General features: G+C 72.3%; 28 protein-coding genes. 6 read left to right on the top strand and 22 right to left on the bottom strand.

What is annotated here, in order from left to right:
- Positions 1-33: 33 nt before the first annotated feature.
- Entirely contained in the window at positions 34-852 is an 819-nt protein-coding gene (locus FIP57_RS12720) for an SDR family oxidoreductase (protein ID WP_148573832.1), read from the top strand.
- The gene (locus FIP57_RS12715; RefSeq protein ID WP_203231200.1) at positions 849-1,388 is read left to right on the top strand and encodes a pyridoxamine 5'-phosphate oxidase family protein; all 540 of its coding nucleotides are present in this window, start codon (positions 849-851) and stop codon (positions 1,386-1,388) included. The genes FIP57_RS12720 and FIP57_RS12715 overlap by 4 nt, the downstream gene beginning before the upstream one ends.
- Here FIP57_RS12715 and FIP57_RS12710 read toward each other — a convergent pair.
- The 10 genes from FIP57_RS12710 to FIP57_RS12665 form a co-directional block, all read right to left on the bottom strand.
- The gene (locus tag FIP57_RS12710) at positions 1,361-1,816 is read right to left on the bottom strand and encodes a MaoC/PaaZ C-terminal domain-containing protein (protein ID WP_203231199.1); all 456 of its coding nucleotides are present in this window, start codon (positions 1,814-1,816) and stop codon (positions 1,361-1,363) included. The two genes, FIP57_RS12715 and FIP57_RS12710, sit on opposite strands and share 28 nt — an antisense overlap.
- Positions 1,817-1,819: 3 nt before the next feature.
- The gene (locus tag FIP57_RS12705; RefSeq protein ID WP_148573831.1) at positions 1,820-2,587 is read right to left on the bottom strand and encodes an enoyl-CoA hydratase/isomerase family protein; all 768 of its coding nucleotides are present in this window, start codon (positions 2,585-2,587) and stop codon (positions 1,820-1,822) included.
- Positions 2,577-3,845, bottom strand: coding sequence for a CaiB/BaiF CoA transferase family protein (locus tag FIP57_RS12700; protein WP_162529795.1), 1,269 nt, complete (start codon positions 3,843-3,845; stop codon positions 2,577-2,579). The genes FIP57_RS12705 and FIP57_RS12700 overlap by 11 nt, the downstream gene beginning before the upstream one ends.
- A 7-nt stretch (positions 3,846-3,852) precedes the next feature.
- Entirely contained in the window at positions 3,853-5,016 is a 1,164-nt protein-coding gene (locus FIP57_RS12695) for an acyl-CoA dehydrogenase family protein (protein ID WP_148573829.1), read from the bottom strand.
- 97 nt (positions 5,017-5,113) lie between these two features.
- A complete protein-coding gene (locus FIP57_RS12690) occupies positions 5,114-5,497 on the bottom strand; it encodes a Zn-ribbon domain-containing OB-fold protein (RefSeq protein WP_148573828.1) in 384 nt (127 codons plus the stop codon).
- Positions 5,494-6,627 carry a thiolase family protein gene (locus FIP57_RS12685; protein WP_148573827.1) on the bottom strand — a complete coding sequence of 378 codons (1,134 nt, stop codon included), beginning with the start codon at positions 6,625-6,627 and terminating at the stop codon, positions 5,494-5,496. The genes FIP57_RS12690 and FIP57_RS12685 overlap by 4 nt, the downstream gene beginning before the upstream one ends.
- Positions 6,624-7,544, bottom strand: coding sequence for an acyl-CoA dehydrogenase family protein (locus FIP57_RS12680; protein WP_148573826.1), 921 nt, complete (start codon positions 7,542-7,544; stop codon positions 6,624-6,626). Before FIP57_RS12680 ends, FIP57_RS12685 begins: the two co-directional genes overlap by 4 nt.
- The gene (locus tag FIP57_RS12675) at positions 7,541-8,686 is read right to left on the bottom strand and encodes an acyl-CoA dehydrogenase family protein (protein WP_203231198.1); all 1,146 of its coding nucleotides are present in this window, start codon (positions 8,684-8,686) and stop codon (positions 7,541-7,543) included. Before FIP57_RS12675 ends, FIP57_RS12680 begins: the two co-directional genes overlap by 4 nt.
- Positions 8,683-9,057 (bottom strand): carboxymuconolactone decarboxylase family protein, encoded by a 375-nt coding sequence (locus tag FIP57_RS12670; RefSeq protein ID WP_148573824.1) that lies wholly within the window; start codon positions 9,055-9,057, stop codon positions 8,683-8,685. Before FIP57_RS12670 ends, FIP57_RS12675 begins: the two co-directional genes overlap by 4 nt.
- Entirely contained in the window at positions 9,047-10,354 is a 1,308-nt protein-coding gene (locus FIP57_RS12665) for an acyl-CoA dehydrogenase family protein (RefSeq protein ID WP_203231197.1), read from the bottom strand. Before FIP57_RS12665 ends, FIP57_RS12670 begins: the two co-directional genes overlap by 11 nt.
- A gap of 94 nt (positions 10,355-10,448) precedes the next feature.
- Here FIP57_RS12665 and FIP57_RS12660 point away from each other — a divergent pair, with 94 nt between their 5' ends.
- The gene (locus FIP57_RS12660) at positions 10,449-11,414 is read left to right on the top strand and encodes a phosphotransferase family protein (RefSeq protein WP_162529794.1); all 966 of its coding nucleotides are present in this window, start codon (positions 10,449-10,451) and stop codon (positions 11,412-11,414) included.
- Here the strand turns inward: FIP57_RS12660 and FIP57_RS12655 are convergent.
- Genes FIP57_RS12655 through FIP57_RS12645 form a run of 3 tightly spaced genes read right to left on the bottom strand, consistent with a single transcriptional unit; the run spans position 11,411 to position 14,229 of the window.
- On the bottom strand, positions 11,411-12,130 hold the full coding sequence (locus FIP57_RS12655; RefSeq protein WP_148573822.1) for an alpha/beta fold hydrolase: 720 nt from the start codon (positions 12,128-12,130) through the stop codon (positions 11,411-11,413). The two genes, FIP57_RS12660 and FIP57_RS12655, sit on opposite strands and share 4 nt — an antisense overlap.
- Before the next feature lie 26 nt (positions 12,131-12,156).
- Positions 12,157-12,720, bottom strand: a complete 564-nt coding sequence (locus FIP57_RS12650; RefSeq protein WP_203231196.1) for a carboxymuconolactone decarboxylase family protein — start codon at positions 12,718-12,720, stop codon at positions 12,157-12,159.
- Positions 12,721-12,729: 9 nt separating this feature from the next.
- Positions 12,730-14,229 carry an aldehyde dehydrogenase family protein gene (locus tag FIP57_RS12645; RefSeq protein WP_162529793.1) on the bottom strand — a complete coding sequence of 500 codons (1,500 nt, stop codon included), beginning with the start codon at positions 14,227-14,229 and terminating at the stop codon, positions 12,730-12,732.
- 151 nt (positions 14,230-14,380) lie between these two features.
- On the opposite strand from FIP57_RS12645, the gene FIP57_RS12640 reads away from it, so the two are divergent.
- Both FIP57_RS12640 and FIP57_RS12635 read left to right on the top strand, forming a co-directional pair.
- On the top strand, positions 14,381-15,574 hold the full coding sequence (locus FIP57_RS12640; protein ID WP_148573820.1) for a CaiB/BaiF CoA transferase family protein: 1,194 nt from the start codon (positions 14,381-14,383) through the stop codon (positions 15,572-15,574).
- Between the two features lie 26 nt (positions 15,575-15,600).
- Complete coding sequence (locus tag FIP57_RS12635; RefSeq protein ID WP_148573819.1) at positions 15,601-16,080, top strand: nuclear transport factor 2 family protein; 480 nt, start codon at positions 15,601-15,603, stop codon at positions 16,078-16,080.
- Between the two features lie 15 nt (positions 16,081-16,095).
- On the opposite strand, the gene FIP57_RS23235 is transcribed toward FIP57_RS12635, so the two are convergent.
- From FIP57_RS23235 to FIP57_RS12610, 5 genes are all read right to left on the bottom strand, one after another.
- Complete coding sequence (locus FIP57_RS23235) at positions 16,096-16,254, bottom strand: hypothetical protein (protein ID WP_162529792.1); 159 nt, start codon at positions 16,252-16,254, stop codon at positions 16,096-16,098.
- Entirely contained in the window at positions 16,251-16,385 is a 135-nt protein-coding gene (locus tag FIP57_RS12630) for a hypothetical protein (RefSeq protein ID WP_238993427.1), read from the bottom strand. The genes FIP57_RS23235 and FIP57_RS12630 overlap by 4 nt, the downstream gene beginning before the upstream one ends.
- Before the next feature lie 46 nt (positions 16,386-16,431).
- Entirely contained in the window at positions 16,432-17,748 is a 1,317-nt protein-coding gene (locus tag FIP57_RS12625; protein ID WP_148573818.1) for an MFS transporter, read from the bottom strand.
- A gap of 123 nt (positions 17,749-17,871) precedes the next feature.
- Positions 17,872-18,261: a cupin domain-containing protein gene (locus FIP57_RS12615; protein ID WP_148573817.1), complete on the bottom strand. Its 390-nt coding sequence runs from the start codon at positions 18,259-18,261 to the stop codon at positions 17,872-17,874.
- A 1-nt stretch (position 18,262) separates the two neighbouring features.
- Positions 18,263-19,087 (bottom strand): mycofactocin-coupled SDR family oxidoreductase, encoded by an 825-nt coding sequence (locus tag FIP57_RS12610; protein ID WP_148573816.1) that lies wholly within the window; start codon positions 19,085-19,087, stop codon positions 18,263-18,265.
- 128 nt (positions 19,088-19,215) lie between these two features.
- Between FIP57_RS12610 and FIP57_RS12605 the strand changes: the two genes are divergently transcribed.
- Positions 19,216-19,752, top strand: coding sequence for a VOC family protein (locus FIP57_RS12605; protein ID WP_148573815.1), 537 nt, complete (start codon positions 19,216-19,218; stop codon positions 19,750-19,752).
- Here FIP57_RS12605 and FIP57_RS12600 read toward each other — a convergent pair.
- The 4 genes from FIP57_RS12600 to FIP57_RS12585 all read right to left on the bottom strand — a co-directional run bounded on the left by FIP57_RS12600 (position 19,725) and on the right by FIP57_RS12585 (position 22,709).
- Complete coding sequence (locus FIP57_RS12600; protein WP_148573814.1) at positions 19,725-20,150, bottom strand: Zn-ribbon domain-containing OB-fold protein; 426 nt, start codon at positions 20,148-20,150, stop codon at positions 19,725-19,727. The genes FIP57_RS12605 and FIP57_RS12600 overlap by 28 nt on opposite strands.
- Positions 20,147-21,286: a thiolase family protein gene (locus FIP57_RS12595; RefSeq protein ID WP_148573813.1), complete on the bottom strand. Its 1,140-nt coding sequence runs from the start codon at positions 21,284-21,286 to the stop codon at positions 20,147-20,149. The genes FIP57_RS12600 and FIP57_RS12595 overlap by 4 nt, the downstream gene beginning before the upstream one ends.
- 1 nt (position 21,287) lies before the next feature.
- A complete protein-coding gene (locus FIP57_RS12590) occupies positions 21,288-22,466 on the bottom strand; it encodes a thiolase family protein (RefSeq protein WP_148573812.1) in 1,179 nt (392 codons plus the stop codon).
- 63 nt (positions 22,467-22,529) lie between these two features.
- Positions 22,530-22,709: a DUF5999 family protein gene (locus FIP57_RS12585; RefSeq protein ID WP_148573811.1), complete on the bottom strand. Its 180-nt coding sequence runs from the start codon at positions 22,707-22,709 to the stop codon at positions 22,530-22,532.
- Positions 22,710-22,753 lie beyond the last annotated feature (44 nt).

The following is a 22,753-nucleotide window of genomic DNA, read 5'->3' as shown; positions in this document are numbered from 1 at the left end:
CAGCACCCCTCGTAATCTCTTATTATCATGGTTATGAATCTCACGACGCACTTCGCCGGCCGCACGGCGATCATCACCGGAGCCACGCGCGGCATCGGCCGGGCGACCGCCGAGTCCCTCGTGGAGCGCGGATCCCATGTCCTCGTCGTGGCCCGCAAGCCGGACGAGATCGAGGAGACCGTCGCCGCCCTCGGCGAGGGCAACGCGGTGGGGTGCATCGCCAACATGCGCGACCCGCAGGCGCCGGAGACGATCGTCCGGGCGGCGCAGGAGGCGTTCGGGAGGATCGACTTCGTCGTCAACAACGCCGGCGCGAACGCGTCGTACGGCGGGCTGATGGAGATCACCCGCGAGGCGTTCCTGACCACCGTGACGACCAACGCGTGGGCCCCGCTGGCGCTCGTCCAGACCGCCGTCGCCGGCGGGCTCGGCGAGCACCCGGGCTCGGCCGTGGTCAACATCAGCACGATCGGCGCCCGGCAGGTCCAGCCCATGGTCGCCGGCTACACGGCCAGCAAGGCCGCGCTCGACGTGCTCACCAAGGGGCTCGCGCGGGAGCTCGGCCCGCACGGCATCCGGGTGAACAGCGTCTCCCCCGGCCTCGTCCGCACCACGATGGCCGGCGTGCTCTGGGAGGGGGACCGCGGCACGGAGGAAGCCGCGATCCTGCCGCTGCAGCGGCTCGGCGAGCCGCGCGACATCGCCGGAGCGGTCACCTTCCTGCTCTCCGACGAGGCCCGGTGGATGACCGGCGCGATGCTCGACGTCGACGGCGGTCGTCTCCTCATCGGCGGCGAGCCCCGCAACCTCATGGGCGAGTTCGACCTCTCCCTCGACACCACCCCGCGGTGACCGGCGTGGCGAAGCCGGGCGAGCAGGAGCTCGAGAGGCTGGCCGGCGCACGGCTGTCCGTGGCCGAGCGCGACGCGCTCCTCGAGCGGCAGACCGAGTGCACGGTGGTGTTCTCGCGCGAGGGGGGCTGGCCCGCGGCGGTGATCATGAGCTTCATGCGGGTGGACGGGATCTTCTGGCTCACCGCCACCTCGGACCGCCAGCAAGTGACCGCGCTCGCGCGTGACCCGCGGATGAGCATCGTGGTCTCCAACGCCGGCACGGGTACGCCGGGCCGGCAGATGGTCTCGTACCGCGGCGTCGGGACGGTCCACCGGGACCGGGAGACCCTCGACTGGTTCCTGCCCCTCTGGGCCGAGCGGCTGGCTGCGCCCGGCGCCGAGGAAGCCTTCATCCGGCTGCTCGACACGCCGAATCGCGTCGTCATCGCGTTCCGGCCGGTCGCCCTCGCCGCCAGCCACGACTCGCGGCTGCTCGCCGGCGACGGCCGGGGCGGACCGGGCCCGGATCACCAGGACTCGGGACGCTCCTTGTAGTTCAGGTAGGTGTACTCGGCGACCTGCACCTGCTCGTCGCGCTGGTTGGTCACCCGCATCTCCCAGGTGGCCAGCCCGAACTTCTCGTTCTTGTCCTTCTTGGAGAGCAGGACGCACTCGACCTTGATGGTGTCGCCGATGAAGACGGGCTTGGTGAACCGGAGCTTGTCGAGCCCGTAGAAGGCGGCCACCGCACGGCCGGTGGTGAAGAGCCCCTGGCTCATCGCGAGCACCAGCGAGCCCTGCACCAGCCGCTGCCCGAACGGCGTGTCCTTCGCGAACTCGACGTTGGAGTGGATCTCCACCCAGTTGCCGGTCAGCATCATGAAGTGGACGACGTCGGTCTCCGTGACGGTCCGTCCCCGCGAGACGCCGGTGCTCTCGCCGACCTCGATCTCGTTCCAGTACTTGTCGACCTGCAGCTGCACCGTTCAGCGTCCCTTCCAGACGGGATCGCGCTTCTCCACCCAGGCGCGCGGCCCCTCGACCGCGTCCTCGCTGGAATAGACCCGATCGAAGTACTCGTCGGCCACGTCCCAGGCCGCGCTCATCCCCATCTCGGCCGCGGCCCGGATGGACTTCTTGGTGGCGTGCACCGTCAGCGGCGCCGACCGGGCGATCCGGCCGGCCACCTCGAGGGCCGTGTCGAGCAGCTCCTCGGGCTCGACGACCTGGTTGACCAGCCCCACCTGGAGGGCTCGCTCGGCGTCGACCGTCCTGCCGGTCACCGCCATCTCGAACCACACCTTGCTCGGCAGCTGCTGCGCCAGCGCGACCGACCACGGAGCGCCGCGGCTGATCATCGCCTCCGGCATCTTGAACTTCGCCGTGGTGGAGGCGATCGCCATGTCGGCGAGCATCGTGTAGAGGACACCGCCGCCGACCGCGTGGCCGCTGACCGCCGCGATCCAGGGCTTCTCCACGACCTCGTTGCGCCCCGGCATCACGACGAAGTCGCGCCCCAGGTTCTGCGACCGGTTGGCCATCATCTCCTTGAGGTCGCCGCCGGCGCAGAACGCCTTGCCACCGGCACCGGTGAGCACGGCCACCCGCACCTCGTCGTCGGCCTCGAACCGCTGGAACGAGGAGCGCAGCCCGTCGCGCACCTCGGCCGACAGTGCGTTGTGGCTCTCCGGGCGGTTGATCGTGATCGTGGCGACCTGGTCCTTCGCCTCGTAGAGGACGGCGTCAGACGCCAACGTGCTCCCCTCCCACTCGTCTCGGCGCCCGGACCGCGCCCGACTCGATCAGCCGCTTCACCTCGTCCGCCTCGAGCCCGAGCTCGTCGAGGATCTCGACGGCGTGCTCGCTGAGCAGCGGCGGCGGCAGCGCGACCCCGCCCGAGGTCCGCACCATGCGGATCGCGGAGCTGGAGTCGGGGACCTTGACCACCCGATCGTCCGAACAGGTCACCTCGGTGACCGCCGGCCGCTTCTCCATCTGCGGGTGCTCCAGCATCTGCGGCACGGTCAGCACCGGCCCGAACAGCGCACCGGCGCGGGCGAACTCCTGCTCCCACTCCTCGGCGGTGCGCTGCTCCATGATCTCGGTGACCACCCGCCGCAGCTCCGGCCGGTTGGCCAGCCGGTCGGGGTTGGTGGCGAACCGCGGGTCGGTCGCCATCGCGGGGACGCCCAGCGCCTTGCAGAACCGCGGCCAGGTGTCCTCGGTCCAGGAGCCGGCGATCACCGGCCGGTCCTTGGTCGGGAAGACCTCGTACGGCGCGACGGTGCTGTGCGCGGTGCCCTGGCCCTCCGGCGCCTTGCCGGTGGCGAAGTACTCCGCCAGCCGGGTGGTGTGGGTGAACGCGAGGGCGTGCATCAACGAGACGTCGATCCACTGTCCCTCGCCGGACCGTTCCCGCTCCAGCAGCGCCATGAGGATGCCCTGGAGGCCGGTCATCGCGCCCATGATGTCGCCCATCGGCACCCCCACCCGGACGGGGTCGCCCGGGTGACCGGTCACCGAGATCAGCCCGCTCATCGCCTGCACGACCGGGTCGGTGGCGGGGCGCTCGGCCCACGGGCCTTCCTGGCCGAAGGCGGAGATCGAGCAGTAGACGATCCGCGGATTGATCGCGCGGAGCTCCTCGTAGCCGATGCCGATCTGGTGCGCGACGCCTGGACGGTAGTTCTCCACGACGACGTCCGCGTCGGCGACCATCCGGTGCACCAGCGCGAGCCCCTCCTCGGTGCGCATGTCCACCGCGATCGAGCGCTTGCCGTGGTTGTAGGCGATGAACGCCTGCCCGTCACGGTCCTTCGGCTCGTCGGCCATCCGGATCGTCCGTGCCGGGTCGCCCGTCGGCACCGACTCGATCTTGATCACGTCGGCACCGAAGTCGCCCATGATCGTGGTGGCGTACGGACCAGCGAGGTGTCGGGTGAAGTCCAGCACCCGGATCCCGCCGAGGGGCCCGGGCGGGCCGCCCGCCGCTGGAGGTCGGGTGTCGGTCACGTCGACCTCAGCCCTTGAGCTCTTGGCGCATGGTCTTGGCGATGATCGATCGCTGGATCTGCGAGGTGCCGCCACCGACCAGCGACTGCATGCCCTCACGGAAGTAGCGCTCCATGTCCGCCTCGGGGAGCATGCCGTGGCCGCCCATGATCTGGACTCCGCGCTTGGCGACGCTGGCGAGCGTCTCGGAGGCGAACAGCTTGGCCATCGAGACCTCGCGCAGCGCCGGCTCGCCGGCGGCCACCTTCGCCGCGGCCCGGTACGTCAGTAGCCGCGCCGCGTCGACCTCGGTCTGCATGTCGGCGAGCATGTGCTTGAGCACCTGGAACTCGTAGATCGGCTGGCCGAACTGCTCGCGCTGGGTCGAGTAGAGCAGCGCGTCGTCCACGGCCTGCTGGGCGTTGCCGGTGTAGCCCGCGGCGCAGGCGATGCGCTCGAGCTCGAGGTTGCCGCCGATGACCTCCCATCCCTGGCCCTCCTCGCCGAGGAGGTTCACCGCCGGGACGCGGACCTGGTCGAGGAACACCTGGTAGGTGCCCATGCCGCGGCGCGCGAGGGTCTTGAGCTTGCGCAGGGTCACGCCCTCGGCCTCGGCCGGGACGATGATCGTCGACAGCCCCTTGTGCTTCGGGGCGTCGGGGTCGGTGCGCACCAGCATCAGGATGTGGGCGTTCGGCAGGCCGGAGCCGGAGATCCACTGCTTGGCGCCGGAGATGACGTACTCGTCGCCGTCGCGGACGGCGCGGGTCTTGGTCGACGCGGCGTCGGAGCCGGCCTCGGGCTCGGAGATGCCGATCGAGAACCGCAGCTCGCCGGCGACGAACGGCTTGATGAACGTGTCGAGGTGGTACTGGTTGCCGTACTTGATCAGGTTCTGCGCGGTGAACGACGGCGTCCCGACGACCGCGGCGACGAAGTCGTAGCCGTACCGGCCACCCGCCTCGCACATGGCGGCGTACTCCATCGGGCCGGCGGCCGAGCCACCGAGCTCCTCGGGCATGAGCAGCGAGTGCCAGCCCTCCTTGACGATCTTGTCGTACCCCTCGAAGTAGTACTCGCGCTCCATGTCGTGCTCGCGGATGTACTCCCGCGTGATCTCGCGCTCCATGAAGCGGAAGCAGTTGTCCCGCCATGCCTGCTGGTCTTCGGTGAGGAAGTTGAAGAACCCCATGATGCCCTCTCTGGTGGCCCGCGGCGGCGAGCGACGGATGCCTGGTCGGCACTGCGGCCGGAAGACGGCCGACGCCGGATCTATAGATACTATAAGCCTAAATAGCGACAGCAGGAAGGAAGCCGGGCTCGCGGAACGCGAAGATCCGACCCCCCGGGTAAGGCTCGTGCACCACCACCTCGACGGTGGCACCCGCGGCCGGCTCCCCCACCAGCAGCCCGATGACGCAGAGCCCCTGCGGGAACTCGGCGACCCCCACGCCGTACGGCGCCTGGACCTTGCTCCCCGGCGGCTGGGCGAGGACCGCGCTGCTGACGCGGAGCCGCGCCGGACCCTCGAGGTCGACCGGCTCCGACTCCGCGCCGCAGGCCGGGCACTCCGCCCGCCGCGGGAACTCGGCCCGCCCGCACGCCCGGCAGACCGACCCCTTCAGGTACGTCGGATCGCCCGGCTCGCCGGGTCCGAACAGCTCGTCGCTCATCGGTGCACCACCACCACGCAGGAGTTGTGGCCCGCGCCCATGACGTGGCCGAGCCCGACGCGGGCGTCCGTGACCTGTCGGCTCCCGCACCGGCCGCGGACCTGCTGGACGAGCTCGTGCACCTGGCCGAGCCCGGAGGCCCCGAGCGGCTCGCCCTTGGAGAGCAGCCCACCCGAGGGGTTGACCGGGATACGGCCGCCGAGCGCGGTGGCCCCGCTGCGGAGCAGCGCCGCTTCGTCACCTGGCTTGCAGAGCCCGAGGTCGGAGTAGGCGATCAGCTCCGAGGCCGCGTCGGTGTCCTGGCACTCGACCACGTCGACATCCTCGACGGTGACCCCCGCGTCCTCGAGCGCCGCCGTCGCGGCGCGTGCGCTCAGGCTCGTCCGTTCCGCCTGGTAGGCCGGCGCCGGCACGAACCAGTCGTCGGGGCCACGCGAGACCAGGCCGAGGCCGGCGAGGGTGACCGGGGCCGCGACGCCACGTCGCTCCGCCTCCTTGCGGCTCATCAGCACGACGGCCGCGGCGCCCTCGTTGGGGGCGCAGAGCATCAGCAGGGTGAGCGGGGGGCAGATCGGCTTGCTCGCGAGGACCTCCTCCCGGGTGACCTCGCGGCGGTACATCGCGTGGGGGTTGTCGACCGCGTGCCGGTGGTTCTTCACCGAGACGTCGGCGAGGTCCTCGACGGTCGCGTCGGTGGCGGCGACCAGCTCCTGGGCTTGGATCGCGAAGTACATCGGGTTGACGCCGAGCCCGTTCTCGATCTGCCACTGGTCGAAGCCGCTGGAGGCGATGAACCCCCTCGGGGCCTTCTCCACGCCGAGGCAGAGGACGACGTCGGCGGCGCCGGACTCGACCATCTTCGCGGCCATGAAGAGCCCCGAGCCGCTCGAGGCGCAGGCGGCCTCGACGTTGATGACGGGCACGCCGGTGCGGCCGATCCGGTCGACCACGTTGTGGCCCTTGGCCATCTCCGCCCCGACGTTGGCGACGAAGACCATGTCGACGTCCTGGATGCCGACGGAGGCGTCCGCCAGGGCACCACGAGCTGCGAGCTCGCCCATCTCCCGATAGCCGTGCTCGAACCGGCCGAAGGGGTGGATCCCCACTCCAGCGATCACCACGTCCTTCATGAGAGCACCACCTGACGGTCGGGGATGACACGGCCTTCTGTCGCGAGACGGCCGAGCAGCACGTCGGCTTCCTCCCAGCCGCCGAGCAGCCCGTCGAGGAGGTGGGCCCGGCGCACGGATCGGTGGAGCCCGAACTCCTCGGTGAACCCCATCCCACCGCAGACCTGCTGGGCGGCTGCGACGGCCGTCTGGGCCGCGGCTCCCGCCCACGACTTGAGCACCAGCAGGTGCACGTCGGGGTCGGCGTCGGCTCCGATGGCGGCCAGCAGTTCGCGGGCCGCGGTCAGCTGGACATGCGCCTCGGCGAGCCGGTGACGGACCGCCTGGAAGGAGCCGAGAGGTACGCCGAACTGGTGCCGCGAGCGGACGTGCTCGACCGCGAGGTCCAGCGCGGCACCGCCGGCTCCGAGGAGCTCGTGCGCGAGGAACCGTGCCGCACGGGACAGCACCGTCGCGGCGTCGACGTCGAGCTGCTCGTCGGGCTCGGCGACCCGCCCGCGCACCCGGCGGAGCTCCGCCGCCGGGTCGAGCCCGGTCACCGGGACGACGTCCAACGTGCCGGTGGCGACGAGCCCGACCTTCCCGTCGAGCAGGACGGCGAGCGTGCCTGCGACGGTCCCCCGGACGAGGCCGTCGAGCTCGAGACCGCCGGTGGAGCGGCGCGCCGCGGTGGCGGGGTCGTGCCCGGTCACCGGCACGAGCAGCGAGACGTCGGGCCGGCGGAGCACGGCCACGTCGAGCAGCCGCCCGCCGGCGGCCGCCCGCCCGTAGGGCTCGGCGACGGCGGCGACCACCGCGGGGTCGTCCCACTCCTCGGCGAGGTCGGGGTCGGCGAGCTGGGCGACGAGGTCGTCGACCTGCCCCGCCACCAGCAGCTCGGTGGTCAGCTCGGCGAACGCGGCGACCTGGTCGTTCATCGTGCACCTCGCGGCAGTCGGAGGACGCGGTCGGAGAGGATGTCGCGCTGGATGTCGGCAGCACCGCCGAAGATCGTCGACGCGCGGCTGTAGAACCACTCCTCGCGGAGCGTGGACGACAGGTCGCCGTCGTCGACCGCCATGGCCTCCCAGCAGAGCTGGCGCCAGGCGTCGAAGACCGCTTGCTCCGCCTGGCCGAGGAGCACCTTGTCCACCGAGATCTCGGGGCCCGGGTTCTCGCCCGCGGACAGCCGCAGCACCGTGGTCCGGGACCGTGCGCGCAGCCCGGCGCAGACCCGCTGCGCCCGCCCCAGTGCCGCGAGCGACGAGGGCGACGCCCCGGCCGGGGCCATGGCGGCGACCTCCCGCAGCCGGCGGTGCAGGATCGCCTGCCGCAGCCAGGCGTACATGCCGCGTTCGTACTGGAGGAGGTACATCGCCGCGGCCCAGCCGCCGCCGACCTCACCGATGACCCGGGAGCCGTCCACGCGGGCGTCCTCGAAGAACATCTCGGCGAACTCGTCGCGTCCGCTGGACGCCGGGATCGGCCGCACGGAGGCGCCCGGCTGCCCCAGGTCGACCCACAGCATGGTGAGCCCACGGTGCGCACTGTCGGGCGCACCGGTGCGGGCCAGGACCGCTGCGTGTGAGGCGAACTGCCCCAGCGTCGTCCAGATCTTCTGCCCGTTGACCACGAAGCCGTTGCCGGCAGCCTCCGCGCGGGTCCGGAGCCCGGCCAGGTCGCTGCCGGCCTCGGGCTCGGAGAACCCCTGGCCCCACAGCTCTTCGCCCCGGAGGAACCGCGGCAGGTGGGTGGCGGCCAGGTCGGGCGCGAAGGCGGTGAGCAGCGGGCCGAGGGTCTCCAGGATCACGTAGGCCTCGGGCACCTCGACGTCAGCGGCCGCGAGCTCGTCGTACAGCACGGCGCGGAGGGCGACCGGGCCGCCGAGGCCGCCGGCCTGCTCGGGCCAGCCGTACCGCGACCAGCCCGCCTCGTGCAGCAGGGCGAGCAGTCCCCGGTCGTGCTCGACCGCGGCCGCCAGCGAGCCCGGCGGGCGACGGCGCCAGGGCGCCAGCCGCTCGGCGTTGTCGCGCAGCCAGCCCGCCAGCTCCCGGGCGTGGCCTGCGAGGTCGGCGGTCACGATCCGGCTCCCGACGCCTTGACCGCCGCGTCGAGCTCGAGCATCGCCTCGATGGCGACGGGGAACCCGGCGTAGACGGTGAGCATCTTCATCACCTCGCGCAGCTCCTCGGGCGTCCGCCCGGACTGCAGCGCGCCGTGCAGGTAGTTGCGCAGCTGGTTGCGCCGCCCCAGGGTCGCCAGCGCCGTGATCGCGACCAGCATCCGGTCGTCGAAGCCGAGCGCGTCCTCGGCCCAGACGTCGCCGAAGATGTGGTCGTCCGCCCAGCGCGCGAGCGTCGGGTCCAGCTCGCCGAGCGCCGCTTGGAGCCGGTCGGCCTTGCGCCCCTGTGCCCGGCCGCGGCGCTCGGGCCCGCGGTCGTCAGCGCCCATGGCGGGCCAACGTGTCGCCGTAGAGCTCGCGCGCCTGCTCGACCAGCGCGGGGATGTGCTGGGAGGGCCAGATCCCCTCCGCGGGCTTGACGTCGCGCAGGATGTCGCGGGCGATCGTGAGCTGGTGGATCTCGCTCGGGCCGTCGGCGAGGCCGACGTGGATGCCGTTGACGATCATCGAGACGAACGGCATCTCGTGGGTGATCCCGAGCGCCCCGTGGATCTGCAGCGCCTTGGTCGCGACGTCCACCAGGGCCCGCGAGGTCACGATCTTGGCGGCGGCGATGTCCTTGCGCACCGCGCGGTAGTTCTGCAGCCGGTCGATCTTCCAGGCGGTCTGCAGCACCAGCAACCGCGCCTGCTCGATGGTCATCCAGGCGTCGGCGATCATCTGCTGGACCAGCTGCTTGTCACCGAGCTTCTCGCCCTGGGTGAACCGGGACTGCGCACGCTCGGTCATCATCTCGAAGGCGGCCTTCATGTGGCCGATGCTCCGCATCGCGTGGTGCACCCGGCCACCGGAGAGCCGCGTCTGCGCGACCTTGAACCCGTCGCCGACCTCCCCGAGCAGGTGGTCCTTGGGAATCCGCACGTCCTTGTAGCGGATGTAGGAATGGTCTCCCCCGCCCTCGCCCTCGACCCAGCCCTGGACGCCGACGTGGCGGACGATCTCGACACCAGGGGTGTCCTTGGGCACGAGGAACATCGACATCCGCTCGAGGATGGGCGCGTCGGGGTCGGTCACCGCGAGCAGCACGAGCACCTCGGCCCAGCGGCCGTTGGAGGAGAACCACTTCTCGCCGTTGATGACCCACTCGTCGCCGTCGAGCACGGCCTGGGTTGTGAACGTCTTGGGGTCCGAGCCACCCTGCGGCTCGGTCATCGAGAAGGCGCTGAACATCGTGCCGTCGAGCAGCGGCTGGAGGTAGCGCTTCTTCTGCTCCCCGGTGCCGTAGTGGGCGATGATCTCGGCGTTGCCCGTGTCGGGCGCGGCGGTGCCGAAGACGATCGGCCCGACCGTGGGGCCGGGGCCGGAGCGACCGAGGATCTCGTTGAGCAGCCCGAGCTTCACCTGCCCGTAGCCGGGGCCACCGAGCTCGGGGCCGAGATGGGTGGCCCACAGCCCTTGGCGCTTGACCTCCTCCTGCAGCGGGGGGATCAGCTCCTGGCGGACCGGGTCCTGCAGGTCCAGGGGGTGGTTGATGACGTACTGAAGGGGCTCCACGCGGCTCCGCATGAACTGGTCGGCCCAGTCCAGCTTCTCCTGGTACTCAGGGTCGGTCTCGAAGTCCCACACGGTGCCGCTCTCCTTCGTTCGCCTTGATGTTATGTATTATTCGCATAATAATGCGGCACACGCAAATCTCCGACCGCGACGCGAGGAACCTGGCATGAGCGCAGCCGACGACGCCATCACCCCCGAGCTCCGCGACCGGGTCTCCCGACTCGCCGGCGACGAGGTCACCGAGCTGCGGCCGATGCCGGGGGGCCACTCCGGCATCACGCTCACCGCCTCCACCGCGTCCGGCGGCCGGCTGGTCGTCAAGGTCGCCGCGGCCGGTCGTCCGGCGGTGGGCCGCCACGACGTGCTGCGCCAGGCACGGGCGATGGCGCTGGTGGCGGCGCACGTGCCGGTCCCCCAGGTCATCGCGACCGAGGAGGCCGAGCCCCCGCTCGCGCTGGTCTCCTTCGCCGCCGGCGAGGCCGTCGAGCCGGTCATCGACGAGACCGGGGCCGACCTGCCCGCCGACCTGGTCCGGCGCCGGTTCGACGTCGCGACCGAGCTGCTGGCGACCCTGCACCGTGTGCCCGTCGACGGGCTGGGCGACGAGCCGGTCCGCACGCCGTCGGACGAGCTCGCGCAGTTCCGCCGGATCGCCGCCGCCGGTGAGGAGGAGTTCCGCCCGCTCGGCGAGGAGGCCGGGAAGCGGCTCGCCGAGGCGGTCCCTGGTGCCGGTGCCGTCGCCCTTGTGCACGGCGACTTCCGGCTCGGGAACCTCCTGATGGAGGGCACCGTGCCACGCGCGCTGGTCGACTGGGAGATCTGGACGCTCGGCGACCCGCGCGTCGACCTCGGCTGGCTGGCCACCTTCGCCGACGCGAGCCACTTCCCCGGCATCGCCCGCGACGACGTGACCGTGCCCGGCGTGGACCACGTGGTCGCGGCGTACGGCGAGGCGGCCGGCGGGCCCGTCGAGGACGCGGAGTGGTTCCTCAGGCTGGGCGCCTTCCGGATGGGGGCGATCATGGCGCACAACCTCCACCGGCACCGCACCGGCCGCCATGTCGACCCGTATCAGGAGAAGCTGCCACCGACCATCGAGCGGCTGCTGCAGGTGGCCGCCGGCAAGGGCTAGCGCCCGCCGGTCCCGTCCGGGTCCCGGGCGATCCTTGCGAGGATCCCGGCCAGCCCTTCGGGGTCGGCGACCATCGCCATGTGACCCGTCTCCAGGGTGACCCGCCGCCCGTCCCACCGCGCGCGGCACCGCTCCTGCAGCTCCGGCGGCACCCGCCGGTCGCGGGTCAGGTGCACGTACCACCGCGGCACGGGGCTCCGCACGCCGGCGAGGTCCATCGGCTCGGTGAGGAGCCGGACCGAGTCGTCGGTCCGGCTCTCGACGACGAACCGGGTCTGCTCCTCGTCGAGGTCGTGGCAGAGCATCTCGAGCCCGGCACCGGAGCCGGGGCTGTAGGTGCCCGCTTCGACCGCGGTCAGCACGGCCTCCCGGGTGGCCGGGTCCATCGTGGTCATCACGCTCTCACCGTGGCCGGGCAGGATCGCCGACACCAGTACCGCCGCCCGCACGCGCTCGGGCGCCAGGGCGAGCACCCGCGGCACGGTCACGCCGGCAAGCGAGTGGCCGACGAGGACGGCGTCGTCGACCCCCGCCTCGACCAGGTCCTCGACGACGGCGGCCGCGCAGTCGTCGGCACTCACGCCGGCAACGTCGACGTCACCCCGCCGACCGCGACCCGGAAGGTCCACCGTGAGTGCGGGCCCCGGGAGGTGGGGCAGCAGCGGGTCCCAGGTGCGGGAGCCGAAGCCGCCGCCGTGGACGAGGACGAACGTCACGAGCCACCTCCGGTGTGCGGGAGCCGTCAGACGACGGTGTGCGGGGCCTGTCGCCAGGGAGCGAGGCGGACGCCGTCCTCGGCGTACTCCTCGGGGAGGTCGTCGGTCATCGCCAGCGCCGACCCCATCCGGCCGTAGCCCACGAACGTCGCGACCTGGAAGCACAGGTCCATCAGCTGCTCGTCGTCGAAGTGCCGCCGCAGCTCCGCGAACGTCGCGTCGGAGATCGCGAGGTGGTCGGTGGCCATCAGGTCGGCGAACGCGAGCGCCGCCTTTTCCGCCGCCGTGAGGTCAGGGGCCTCCTCGGGCTTCTCCAGGGAGCAGACCAGCTCCTCGGTCAGGCCGTCCTCGAGGCTGTCGGCGTACCGCACCGCCATGCAGCTGCGGCACTGGTTGTGGAAGGTGACGCGGAGCCGGACCAGCTCGACGAGGCGGCGCGGCAGGACCGTGCGTTCACGCAGCGCGCGCATGAACTCGAGGTAGGGGCCGGCGATCCGCGGCGCCTGCGCGTAGACCTGGTTGCGCAGCGGCGCGTCATGACCGACGACGGGGGCGTACGTCGCCTCGGGTGCGGGTGGGATGCGGGACACGGGGGCCTCCTACTCGGTCCGCCACTGCACGTGCTGGGGCTCGAGGTACTCGTGGATCCCCCAGTGACCGAGCTCGCGACCGATGCCGCTGATCCCGAACCCGCCCATGGGAGCGTCGGGTCGGAAGCCGCCGCCGCCGTTGATCGTCACCGATCCGACCCGCAGCCGCGGGGCCAGCGCCCGTGCGGTGTCGAGGTCGCCGAAGAGGTAGGCGTGCAGCCCGAAGCGCGAGTCGTTCGCGAGGGCGACCGCGTCGTCGACGGTGTCGTAGGGCATCGCGACCGCGACCGGCCCGAAGAGCTCCTCCTGGGCGATCGGCCAGCTGTTGTCGACGTCGACCAGCAGCACCGGGTTCAGGTACGCCCCGCCGACGTGCTCGGGGCGCCCGCCGCCGGCCGCGACCCGCGCGCCCTGGGCGAGGGCCGCCTCGACGGCGGCCTCGATCCGGGCGCGGTGGCCCTCGTCGATCATCGGGCCGACGACGGTGGCGGGGTCCCGCGGGTCGCCGACCGGGATCTCGGCGTAGGCCTCCCGGCTGGCTTCGAGGAACTGGTCCCAGCTCTCGCGCGGCACCAGCATCCGGGTGGGCGCGGCACAGGCCTGGCCGCCGTTGCGCAGGTGCCGGAGGTGCGTCGTCCGCGTGACCTCGCGGATGTCGGAGCCCGGCAGGAAGATCGCCGCCGACTTGCCGCCGAGCTCGAGCACGACTCCGCGCAGGTGCGTGGCCGCCTGGCGCATCACCTCGGTACCCACGTGCGGCGACCCGGTGAAGGCCACCTTGTCCACGCCGGGGTGCTCGGTGAGCCGCCGTGCGACGTCCGCGCCGCCGACGACGACGTTCACGGCACCGGCCGGCAGGCCGGCCTCGGCGACCGCCTTCGCGAGCAGCAGGGTGGCGAGCGGGGTCCGCGGCGAGGGGACGAGCACCACCGTGCATCCCACCGCCAGCGCCGGCCCGATCTTGTGCATGGCCAGCGCGAGAGGGTAGTTGTACGCCGAGATCGCCGCGACGACCCCGACGGGCTGGTAGGCGACGATGCTGTGGCTGGGCGCCGGTTCGTGGTGCGGGCCGAGGTCCTCCGTGCGGTCCACGACGGCCTGGTCGGCGTACCAGCGCAGGTGCTTGAGGGGCCAGTCGACCTGGAGCGCGCGGGCGATCGCGACCGGCGTGCCGACCTCCGCGACCAGCGCGTCGGCGAGCTGGTCGGCGTACCCGTCCAGCACGTCCGCGAGCCGGTGCAGCGCCGCGCGGCGCTCCTCACCGGTCAACCGCGACCACGGGCCGGAGTCGAAGGCGGTGCGGGCCGCGTCGACCGCGCGGTCGAGCTGGTCGAGCGACGCCATGGCGACCGAGGCGACCGGTTCACCGGTGGCGGGGTCGGTGACGTCGAGTGGAGCACCCTCTCCCTGCACCGCGGCACCGTCGATCAGCAGCGGCAACCGGCTCCAGGCCGCCGGCGGCTGCCACGCGCGGGCCGCAGGGTCACCGAGAAGGGCGGAGGTGGTCATGCGAACCAGCCAGCCGGAATCGGTTCGTTGACTATCATGCGCATAAAATGTAGGGTACCAGTTCATCACATGTTGGCCCAGCGCCCCGGGGGAGCCCGCGGCACGACGCCCGGCCGGAAACGGGCGTCGCACTACGGACGGTGAGGCACCAATGGAGAAGCTACCGGCACTGCACGGCGTCAAGATCGTGGAGTTCGCCCACGTCATCGCCGGTCCGCTGGCGGGGACGCTGATGGCGGACCTCGGCGCGGACGTCGTGCACGTCGAGGATCCCAAGCACGGCGACCCCGGACGCCACCAGGGCCCCACCAAGGACGGCGTCCACCTCTGGTGGAAGGTCTCGGCGCGCAACAAGCGCTCGGTCACCCTCGACCTGCGGAGCCCCAAGGGCCAGGAGGTCGCCCGCGAGCTGGTCGAGTGGGCCGACGTGGTCATCACCAACTTCCGCGTCGACACCCTCCGCAAGTGGGGGCTCGACTGGGACGCGGTGCACGCCCTCAACCCGCGCGCGGTGATGCTCCAGATCACCGGCAACGGCGTCACGTCCAGCGACTACAACGCCCCCGGCTTCGGCAAGGTCGGCGAGGCCCGCAGCGGCGTCGTCCACGTGACCGGCTTCCCGGACGGACCTCCTGTCCACACCGGGTTCTCGCACGCCGACACCACGACCGCGCTGATGGGCGCGTTCGCGGTCTCCGCCGCGCTGGTCCGCCGCGACGACCCGGACTTCGAGGGCGAATGGGTCGACCTCGCGCTGTTCGAGACGCTGTTCCGGCTCATCGAGTGGCAGGTCATCTTCTACGACCAGTTCGGCGTCGCGCCGGGCCGCGCGGGCAACAGCCTCGAGGTGGCGCCGGGAGCGGTGGTCAACACCTTCCTCAGCGCCGACGACACCTGGATCACGGTCACCTCCGCGACGCCCCGCTCGGTGCGCAACATCGCCGAGCTCCTCGGCGAGCCCCTGGACGACTACCAGACCGCCGCCCAGCAGAACGAGCGCAAGGACCGGCTCGACTCGCTGCTCCGGGAGTGGATCGCAGCCCGGCCAGCCGACGAGTGCCTCCGGCTGATGACCGACCGGGAGGTCGTCGCCTCTCGCATCTACAGCGCGGCGGACATCATGGAGGACAAGACGTACGCCGAGCGCGAGGACATCGTCAGCGTCCCCGACCCGGACCTCGGCTCGGTGCGGATGCAGGCCGTGGTGCCGAAGCTCCACCAGCGCCCCAGCGACGTCTGGCGCGTCGGCCCCCGGCTCGGCGAGGACAACGAGCTCGTGTACGGCGAGTGGCTAGGGTTCTCGGCCGACCGGATCTTCGAGCTCCGCTCCGAACAGGTCATCTGACCGGCGTACTCCCAGGAAGGCTCCCCATGGACTACGAGGCCCGCGTCAGGGAGCTGGTCGACAAGGCCGAGATCACCGACCGCAAGCACGCCTACCTACGCGCCGCGGACGCGCTCGACCCAGACCGGATGGTCGCCGACTTCGTCACCGAGGGGTTCACCGCCTCCTACAGCCCCGGCGGCGAGCCGATCCAGGGGCGCGAGGCCATCCGACACTGGTACGCCGAGCGGCTCGGCACCGTGGTCGCCAGCAGCCACCACGTCTCCAACGTCGAGATCACCTTCGACGACCCGGACACCGCGACGCTGCGCTGCTACCTCTACTCGTGGCAGCGGTTCGCCGACCACCCGGAGACCGCGGACCGGCACCGGTTCGCGCGCTACCTGGACACCTGGGTGCGGGTGGACGGCCGCTGGATGCAGAAGTCCCTGACCTGCCTGGTGGCCGGCGAGTACTGCTCCGACGCGGTGCCGCGCATCGGCGAGTACTTCGACTGGGACCGCTGAGCGCCTGCCTGCGGATCAGCCCCCCTGCCGCTCCCACGTCCCGTGGAGCACGGCCCGAGCCGTCGCCTCCAGGCTGAGGCGGGCGCCGACGACGCCGGGCGGTGGTGCCGCACCGAGGAAGCCGGTCAGCCCGGCGTCGTTGGGCAGCTCGTGGGCCGCGCCCGGGGAGGTCACCGCCGGCGGCGCCGCGGGGCCAACGAGGTGACGTGCGCGGGCAGGTCGAGCCGCACCCAGTGCCAGATCCCCGACGGCGACGGGGCGTCGGCGTCGAAGCACGTGACCGTGCGGCGGGTCAGGTCGACCATGGGGGTCCTCCTCCACGTGCGGCGGTCCTGTCGGTGTCACTCGGTGTCACATGGGTCGGGCCCTCGGACCCAGCGCGGACGGGCGGGTCCCCCAGACCGCCGCGAGCACGACCAGGCCCGCGCCGGCGAAGGCGACCTCGGTGCCGGCGTGGTCGGCCGCGAGCCCGACGAGCAGGGCGGCGAGAGGACGGGCGCCGACGAACGCGATCAGCCAGAGACCGGTGACGCGGCCGCGGAACTCCGGGGCGGCGTGCGCCTGCACGAGGGTGCTGAACCCGGCGATCGCCAGCGCGAAGCCGACACCCGCGACCACGAAGCAGCCGACGGCCCAGGCTCCGGCGTGCACCACCCCCACCGTCCCCATCCCGGAGGCGAGCAGCACCAGCCCGGTGGTGGCGCGGGCCCGCACGCTGACCCGGCGCGGCGCGGCCATCGCCGCCGCCGACCCTGCCAGCGCGCCGAGCCCGAAGCCCGACGAGAGCCAGCCGACCAGGTCGTCGTTCCCCGCGAGCTCCTCGGACAGCGCCGGCGCGAGGGTGATCGAGGGCTCGGACGCGAAGGCCAGTGTGAGGGTCGCCAGCATCATCAGCCGCAGCCCCCGGTGGCCCGCCACGTAGCGCATGCCGGCGCGCAGCGAGGACCCGGCCACGGCGCCGGCCGCGACGGCGGCCTGCGGGAACGACGGCACCAGCATGGCGACGACGGTGACGCCGTACATCGCGGCGCAGACCCCGAACGACGCGGGGTGCGGCAGCACCGCGATGGCGAGCGCACCCGCGGCCGGGCCGGCGAGCCTGCCGAAGGTGTTGGGGAAGGTGCTCAGCGGCATCGCGACGCTGAGCTCGCCCGGCCGGATCACGGAGGGCACGATCGCGGCGAAAGGCGGCCCCGCGATCGCGAGCCCCATGCCGCAGAGGAGCGTCAGCGCGGACACGGCGACGACCGTGGGGCCCGCACCGGGGTCGGCGAGCAGCACGAGGCCCAGCCCGCCCGCACCGACCACGCACATCACGTGGCCCAGGAGGATGAGCCGGTCCATCCGCCCGCGGTCGCACCACGCGCCGGCCAGGGGCGCGAGCACGATCTGCGGCGCGAACTGCGCCGCGCTCACGAGGCTGACCACCGTCGCCGAGCCCGAGACGTCGTAGACCACGACGACCGCGACGAGCGCATGCATCCACGTGGCGACCGCGGAGCTCATCTTGCCCCAGAAGACCGCGGCGAACGGCCCCTCGAGCACGAGCCCGACCGGCCCCCGGGGAGCGGGCCGGGCACCCCCCTCGCCGACCGGCGCCGCACCGGGGCCGGCGACCGCGGCCCCGCCGGGCGCGGTCGGGCCGTCCCCCTCGCGCCGGAGCCTCACGCGGGCAGCGCTTCCGGCAGCGACCAGCTGTTGAGTCCCCGCGCCGGGTCGCCGAAGCTCATGCACCCCAGCGCGACGCGGGACACCTCGAGGCCGGTCCTCCGGAGCCGCACGTACTCCAACTCAGCCCCACACGCCGTCGTACTCCTCGCCCGGCACTTCCTCGAGCGTGTCGGTCGAGCCCAGCGAGACCGAGGTGTAGGTGACGAAGCAGTCCGGGGCGGCGCCGTGCCAGTGCTCCTCGCCGGGTGCGGCGTGGACGACGTCCCCCACCCGGACCACCGCCACCTCCCCGGACCGGGTCGCGACGACGCCGACCCCGGACCTGACCAGGATCAGCTGACCGCCGCTGTGCCGGTGCCAGTGCGTCCGCGCGCACGCCGCGTAGTAGGCGTCGTTGACGAAGAGTCCGTCGGCGGCGAGCACGGAGTCGAGGTGCACGTCCCCGGTGTGCGGGGCGTAGTGCGTGCCCGGCACGGCCGACTCGTCCGTGCGCCCTCGGGTGACCTGCACGTCACATCACCAGCTGGCCACCGTCGCAGGCGATCGTCGAGCCGGTGATGGCGCGGGAGTCGTCGGAGGCGAGCCACACCATGGTGTTGGCGACGTCCTCGGGCTCGATCAGGTCGTAGCCGAGCGCGTTGGCGCACCAGCCGGCCGGAGCCCGGTCCATGATCTCCTTGAAGTAGTCGCCGCTGAGCATCGGCGTGCGCACCCCCATGGGGTGGACGGTGTTCACCCGGATGCCGTGCGGGCCGAGGGCCTTGGCGAAGTTGCGCATCAGCCCGACCACGCCGGTCTTGGCAGCGGCGTACCCCATCTCGCCGGGGTTGAGCATCTCGACGTCGAACGCGATGGCGAACAGCCCCGACGTCGAGCTGGTGATGATCATCGAGCCACCGTTGCCGGCCTCGATCATCGGCGTCATCGTCGCCTTGAGCGTGTGGAAGACGCCGGTCAGGAGGATGTCCACGGCCTCGTGCCAGGCCTTCATCTTGAGCGAGGGCTCGCCGGTGGCCGGGAGGATGCCCGCGTTCGCGATCACCACGTCGATCCGGCCGAGTTCCTCGAGCGTCTGCGCGACGGCGGCCTGCATCGCGTCCCAGTCCCGGACGTCGGCGACGATCGGGACGGCACGCCGCCCCTCGGCCTCGATCAGCCGGACCGTCTCGTCGAGGTCGTGCTTGGTCGGCATCTCGTACTGCACCGACTCGACCGGCGCGCAGATGTCGAGCACCGCCACGTCGGCGCCCTCCCGGGCGAACGCGACGGCGTGGGCCCTCCCCTGCCCGCGCGCGGCGCCGGTGACGAAGGCGACTTTCCCGTCCATCTTGCCCATGAGCACTCCTCAGTCCCGAAGCCGGCCGCTCTCGACACGAGCGCCAAGCGCAATCTTTACATACGATTACTATAAATCATGTCACACCGTCAAGAGCCCGGCTCCGGGCGGACACCGGAGGAGCACCCATGCCCCTGAACCACGTCGGCCTCACGGTGCTCGACCTCGACCACGCGGTCCGCTTCTACGCCGAGGTGTGTGGGATGGAGCTGGTCGGCGGCCCGGACACCGTGGACGCCTCGGACCCGGTGGCGACCGGCCGCCGCCGCACCATCTTCGGTGAGGTCTGGGGCGGCATGCGCCTCGCCCACCTCCTGGACTCGACCGGGGTCGGGCTCGAGCTGTTCGAGTTCCCCAGCCCGGAGCCGGTCCCGCTCCCGCCGCACCTCGAGTTCTGGCGCGTCGGGGTCTCGCACCTCGCGGTCACCGTCGACGACATCGACCACGCCCGCGAGCGGCTCGAGGCGCTCGGCGGCAGGACCCGCACGCCGGTCTTCCCGCTGCCGGGCGGGCGGCGGATCAGCTACTGCGAGGACCCGTGGGGCAACGCCGTGGAGCTGAGCACCCACGACTACCCCGCGCTGGTCGCCGTCGCCTCCCCCACGGCCGTACGCCGCTCACCGGCGACCGCCGCCGGTCAGGCCGGGACGTACACCGCCAGGTGACGCTCCGACCCGGGCGCCATGACGGGCTGGAGCAGCAGCGGCATCCCCAGCTCGAGCCGCTCCGGGTCGGCCAGCAGGGTGCCGACCAGGCGCACGTCGCCGTCCTCGCACTCGGCGGGCGTCACCTGCCCCACCACGTACGGCGGCCGCATCCCCTGCACCACCGGGCGGACCTCGACCGTCCAGGAGTAGAGCCGCACCTCGCGGCCGATGTCCACCCACTCCAGCGGGATGTTCTCGCAGACCCGGCACTCCTCGGCGGCCGGGTGGTTGAGGGCCCGGCAGACGGTGCAGCGGCGCAGCGTGAGCACGCCTCGCGCCAGCCCGTCCCAGTGCGGGGCGGAGGCGTCGTCCACGTGCGGCAGCGGCGAGCGGTCGTCCTGCGGAAGGGTCGTCATCGGGTGGCTCCCAGGATCGCGACGGCACCGGTCGACGGGAACGCGGTGGTGACGGCGACGAGCCGGGGGTCGGCCACCTGGCGGACCCCGGCGTCGCCGCGTAGCTGACGGACGGCCTCGATCAGGTGCCCGGCGCCGTGCATGCGTCCTTCGGAGAGCTGCCCCCCGTGGGTGTTGAGCGGCGCCGGCCCGTCGTACCGCAGGTTGGTCCGGTCGCCGATGAACTCACCCACCGCCTCCGGCGCCACGACGCCGAGCCGTTCGAGCCACTGGGCGGCGAGGTAGGAGAAGCCGTCGTAGAGCATGAGGGCCGACAGGTCGCCGGCGTCGATGCCGAGCTTCCCGTAGAGCCGCGCGACGCGCGGGTGGATCCCCAGGTAGTCGTCCTGGCGGATGTGCGGCATGTCGTCGGGCTGGCCCTCCGTGTGGGCGAGCAGGCGGACCGCGCGGCCGGGCTGCACGAGCGTCGGGTCGGAGGTCACGACGTAGGCGTACGCGCCGTTGACCGGCATGTCGCAGTCGAAGAGCCGCATCGGGTCGCAGATGGTGCGGCTCGCGAGGTACTCCTCCACCGTCAACGGCTTGGAGAACACTGCGTTGTCGTTGAGCAGCGCGTGGTCGCGCTGCACCGAGCACAGGGTGCCCAGCTGCTCGGCGGTCACCCCGCGGCTCGCCATCCAGCGACGCTGGACGAGCGCGGCCCGCTGCACGGTGTAGCCGAGCCCGTAGGGCAGCTCGTACTGGAAGCGACCGGAGACCAGGCGCGTCGCGGGGTCGACGTCGGGCTGGTTGACCGCGGTCGCGGTGTTCATCACCTTGCAGACCACGATCACGTCCGCCCGCCCGTCGACGGCGGCGCGCGCGGCGGCCGCGAGCCCCGGGACCCCGATGCCACCGGGCGGCGCCCACCGGACGGAGGGCGCCGCGAGCTCGCGGACGATCCGGCCCACGTCCGGGCCCGGCTCGTGGTGGCTCTGGACGTTGAGCCCGGTCAGCCGGGCCACGTCGACGCCGGCGTCGGCGAGCGCGGCGCGCGTCGCCGCGACCACCAGCTCCTCGTCGGAGCCGAGCGGCTGACGGTCGAGCGGCGTGGTGCCGATGCCGATGATGTGCACCGGTTGCTCCTGGTCCCCCACGTCAGATCCTCCGGAACAGCGCGGCCAGGGCTTGTCCGCCACCGATGCACATGGTGACGATGCCGAGCTCGAGGTCGCGGCGGTGCATGTCCTTCGCGATGCGGAGGGTCAAGTTGGCGCCGGTGGCGCCGACCGGGTGGCCGAGGGCGATCGCGCCGCCGTAGGGGTTGACCTGCTCGGGGTCGAGTCCGGCGTCGCGGATCACCGCGACCGCCTGGGAGGCGAACGCCTCGTTGAGCTCGATGACGCCGATGTCGGACGGCGAGGTGCCTGTCTGCGCGAAGAGCGACCGAAGGGCCAGCGTCGGGGCGTACCCCATCAGCTCTGGCTCCATCGCGGCGGTGGCAACCGCCTCCAGCGAGACCAGGCCGGTGAGACCGCGCTCGGCGGCGGCGCTCTCCCGCGCGAGTACCAGCGCCGCGGCGCCGTCGTTGATCCCCGAGGCGTTGCCTGCGGTCACCGTGCCGTCCGCCTGGAAGGCCGGCCGCAGCTGGGCGAGCGTCTCGACCGTGGTGCCCGGCTTGGGGTGCTCGTCCTCGGTGACGGTGTGCGGCCTGCGGCCACCGACCTCGACCGGCACGACCTCCTCCGCGAACGCCGCCTTCGCCTCGGGGGTGGCCGCGCGGCGCTGGGACTCGGCGGCGAACTCGTCCTGCTCGGCGCGCGAGACGCCGTACTTGCTCGCGACGTTCTCCGCGGTGATGCCCATGTGGACGCCGTGGAAGGGGTCGGTGAGCATCAGCACGGTGCCGTCGGCGAGCTCGCGGTTGCCGAGGCGGTAGCCGTTGCGCGCGCCGAAGTCGTAGAACGGCATGCGAGTCATCGACTCGTCGCCGCCGGCGAGGGCGAAGTCCAGGTCGTTCCAGCGCATCTCCATCGCCGCCGACCAGACCGCCTGCAGCCCGGACCCGCACAGCCGGTTCACGGTGTACGCCGGCACGTCGGTCGGCAGCCCCGCGGTGACTGCCACCCGGCGGGCGTTGTAGGCGTCGGGCCCCACCTGGCCGATGCACCCCATCACGACCTCACGGATGAGGCGGCCCTCGACGCCCGCGCGGTCGAGTGCCGCACGGGCGGCAGTGGCACCGAGCACGTGGCCGGGGACGTCCTTGAAGACCCCGCCGAAGCTGCCGATCGGGGTGCGGGCGCCGTCGAGGACGACGATCCTGTCGTTGTTCATGGAGGGTGGTCCCTCTCGTCGTGCGGGCAGGTGGGAGTGCCGGTGGTCCGCCGGCTGCAGGGCTCAGACGGCGAGCTGCACCGGCTGCACCTGGCCGTCCGGCGCGAGGTAGAGGCCGTCGTCGAAGACGATCACGCCGTTGCAGAGCCGGCACCACCCCTGCTCGGAGTGGTCGGCGACCAGGCGCGCGCGGCAGCAGTGGCTGTCCTCCGGAGGAGGGCAAGGAGGCGTGTGAGTGCACATGGCATCCCCTTCCAGTCAGTGATAATCATGCGCACTGATTCGGA

It is taken from the genome of Nocardioides caldifontis, assembly GCF_008087345.1.
GTDB lineage: Bacteria > Actinomycetota > Actinomycetes > Propionibacteriales > Nocardioidaceae > Marmoricola_A > Marmoricola_A caldifontis.
Note: the sequence above shows the minus strand (reverse complement) of the source record. Positions and strands in the feature narration are given on the sequence as shown.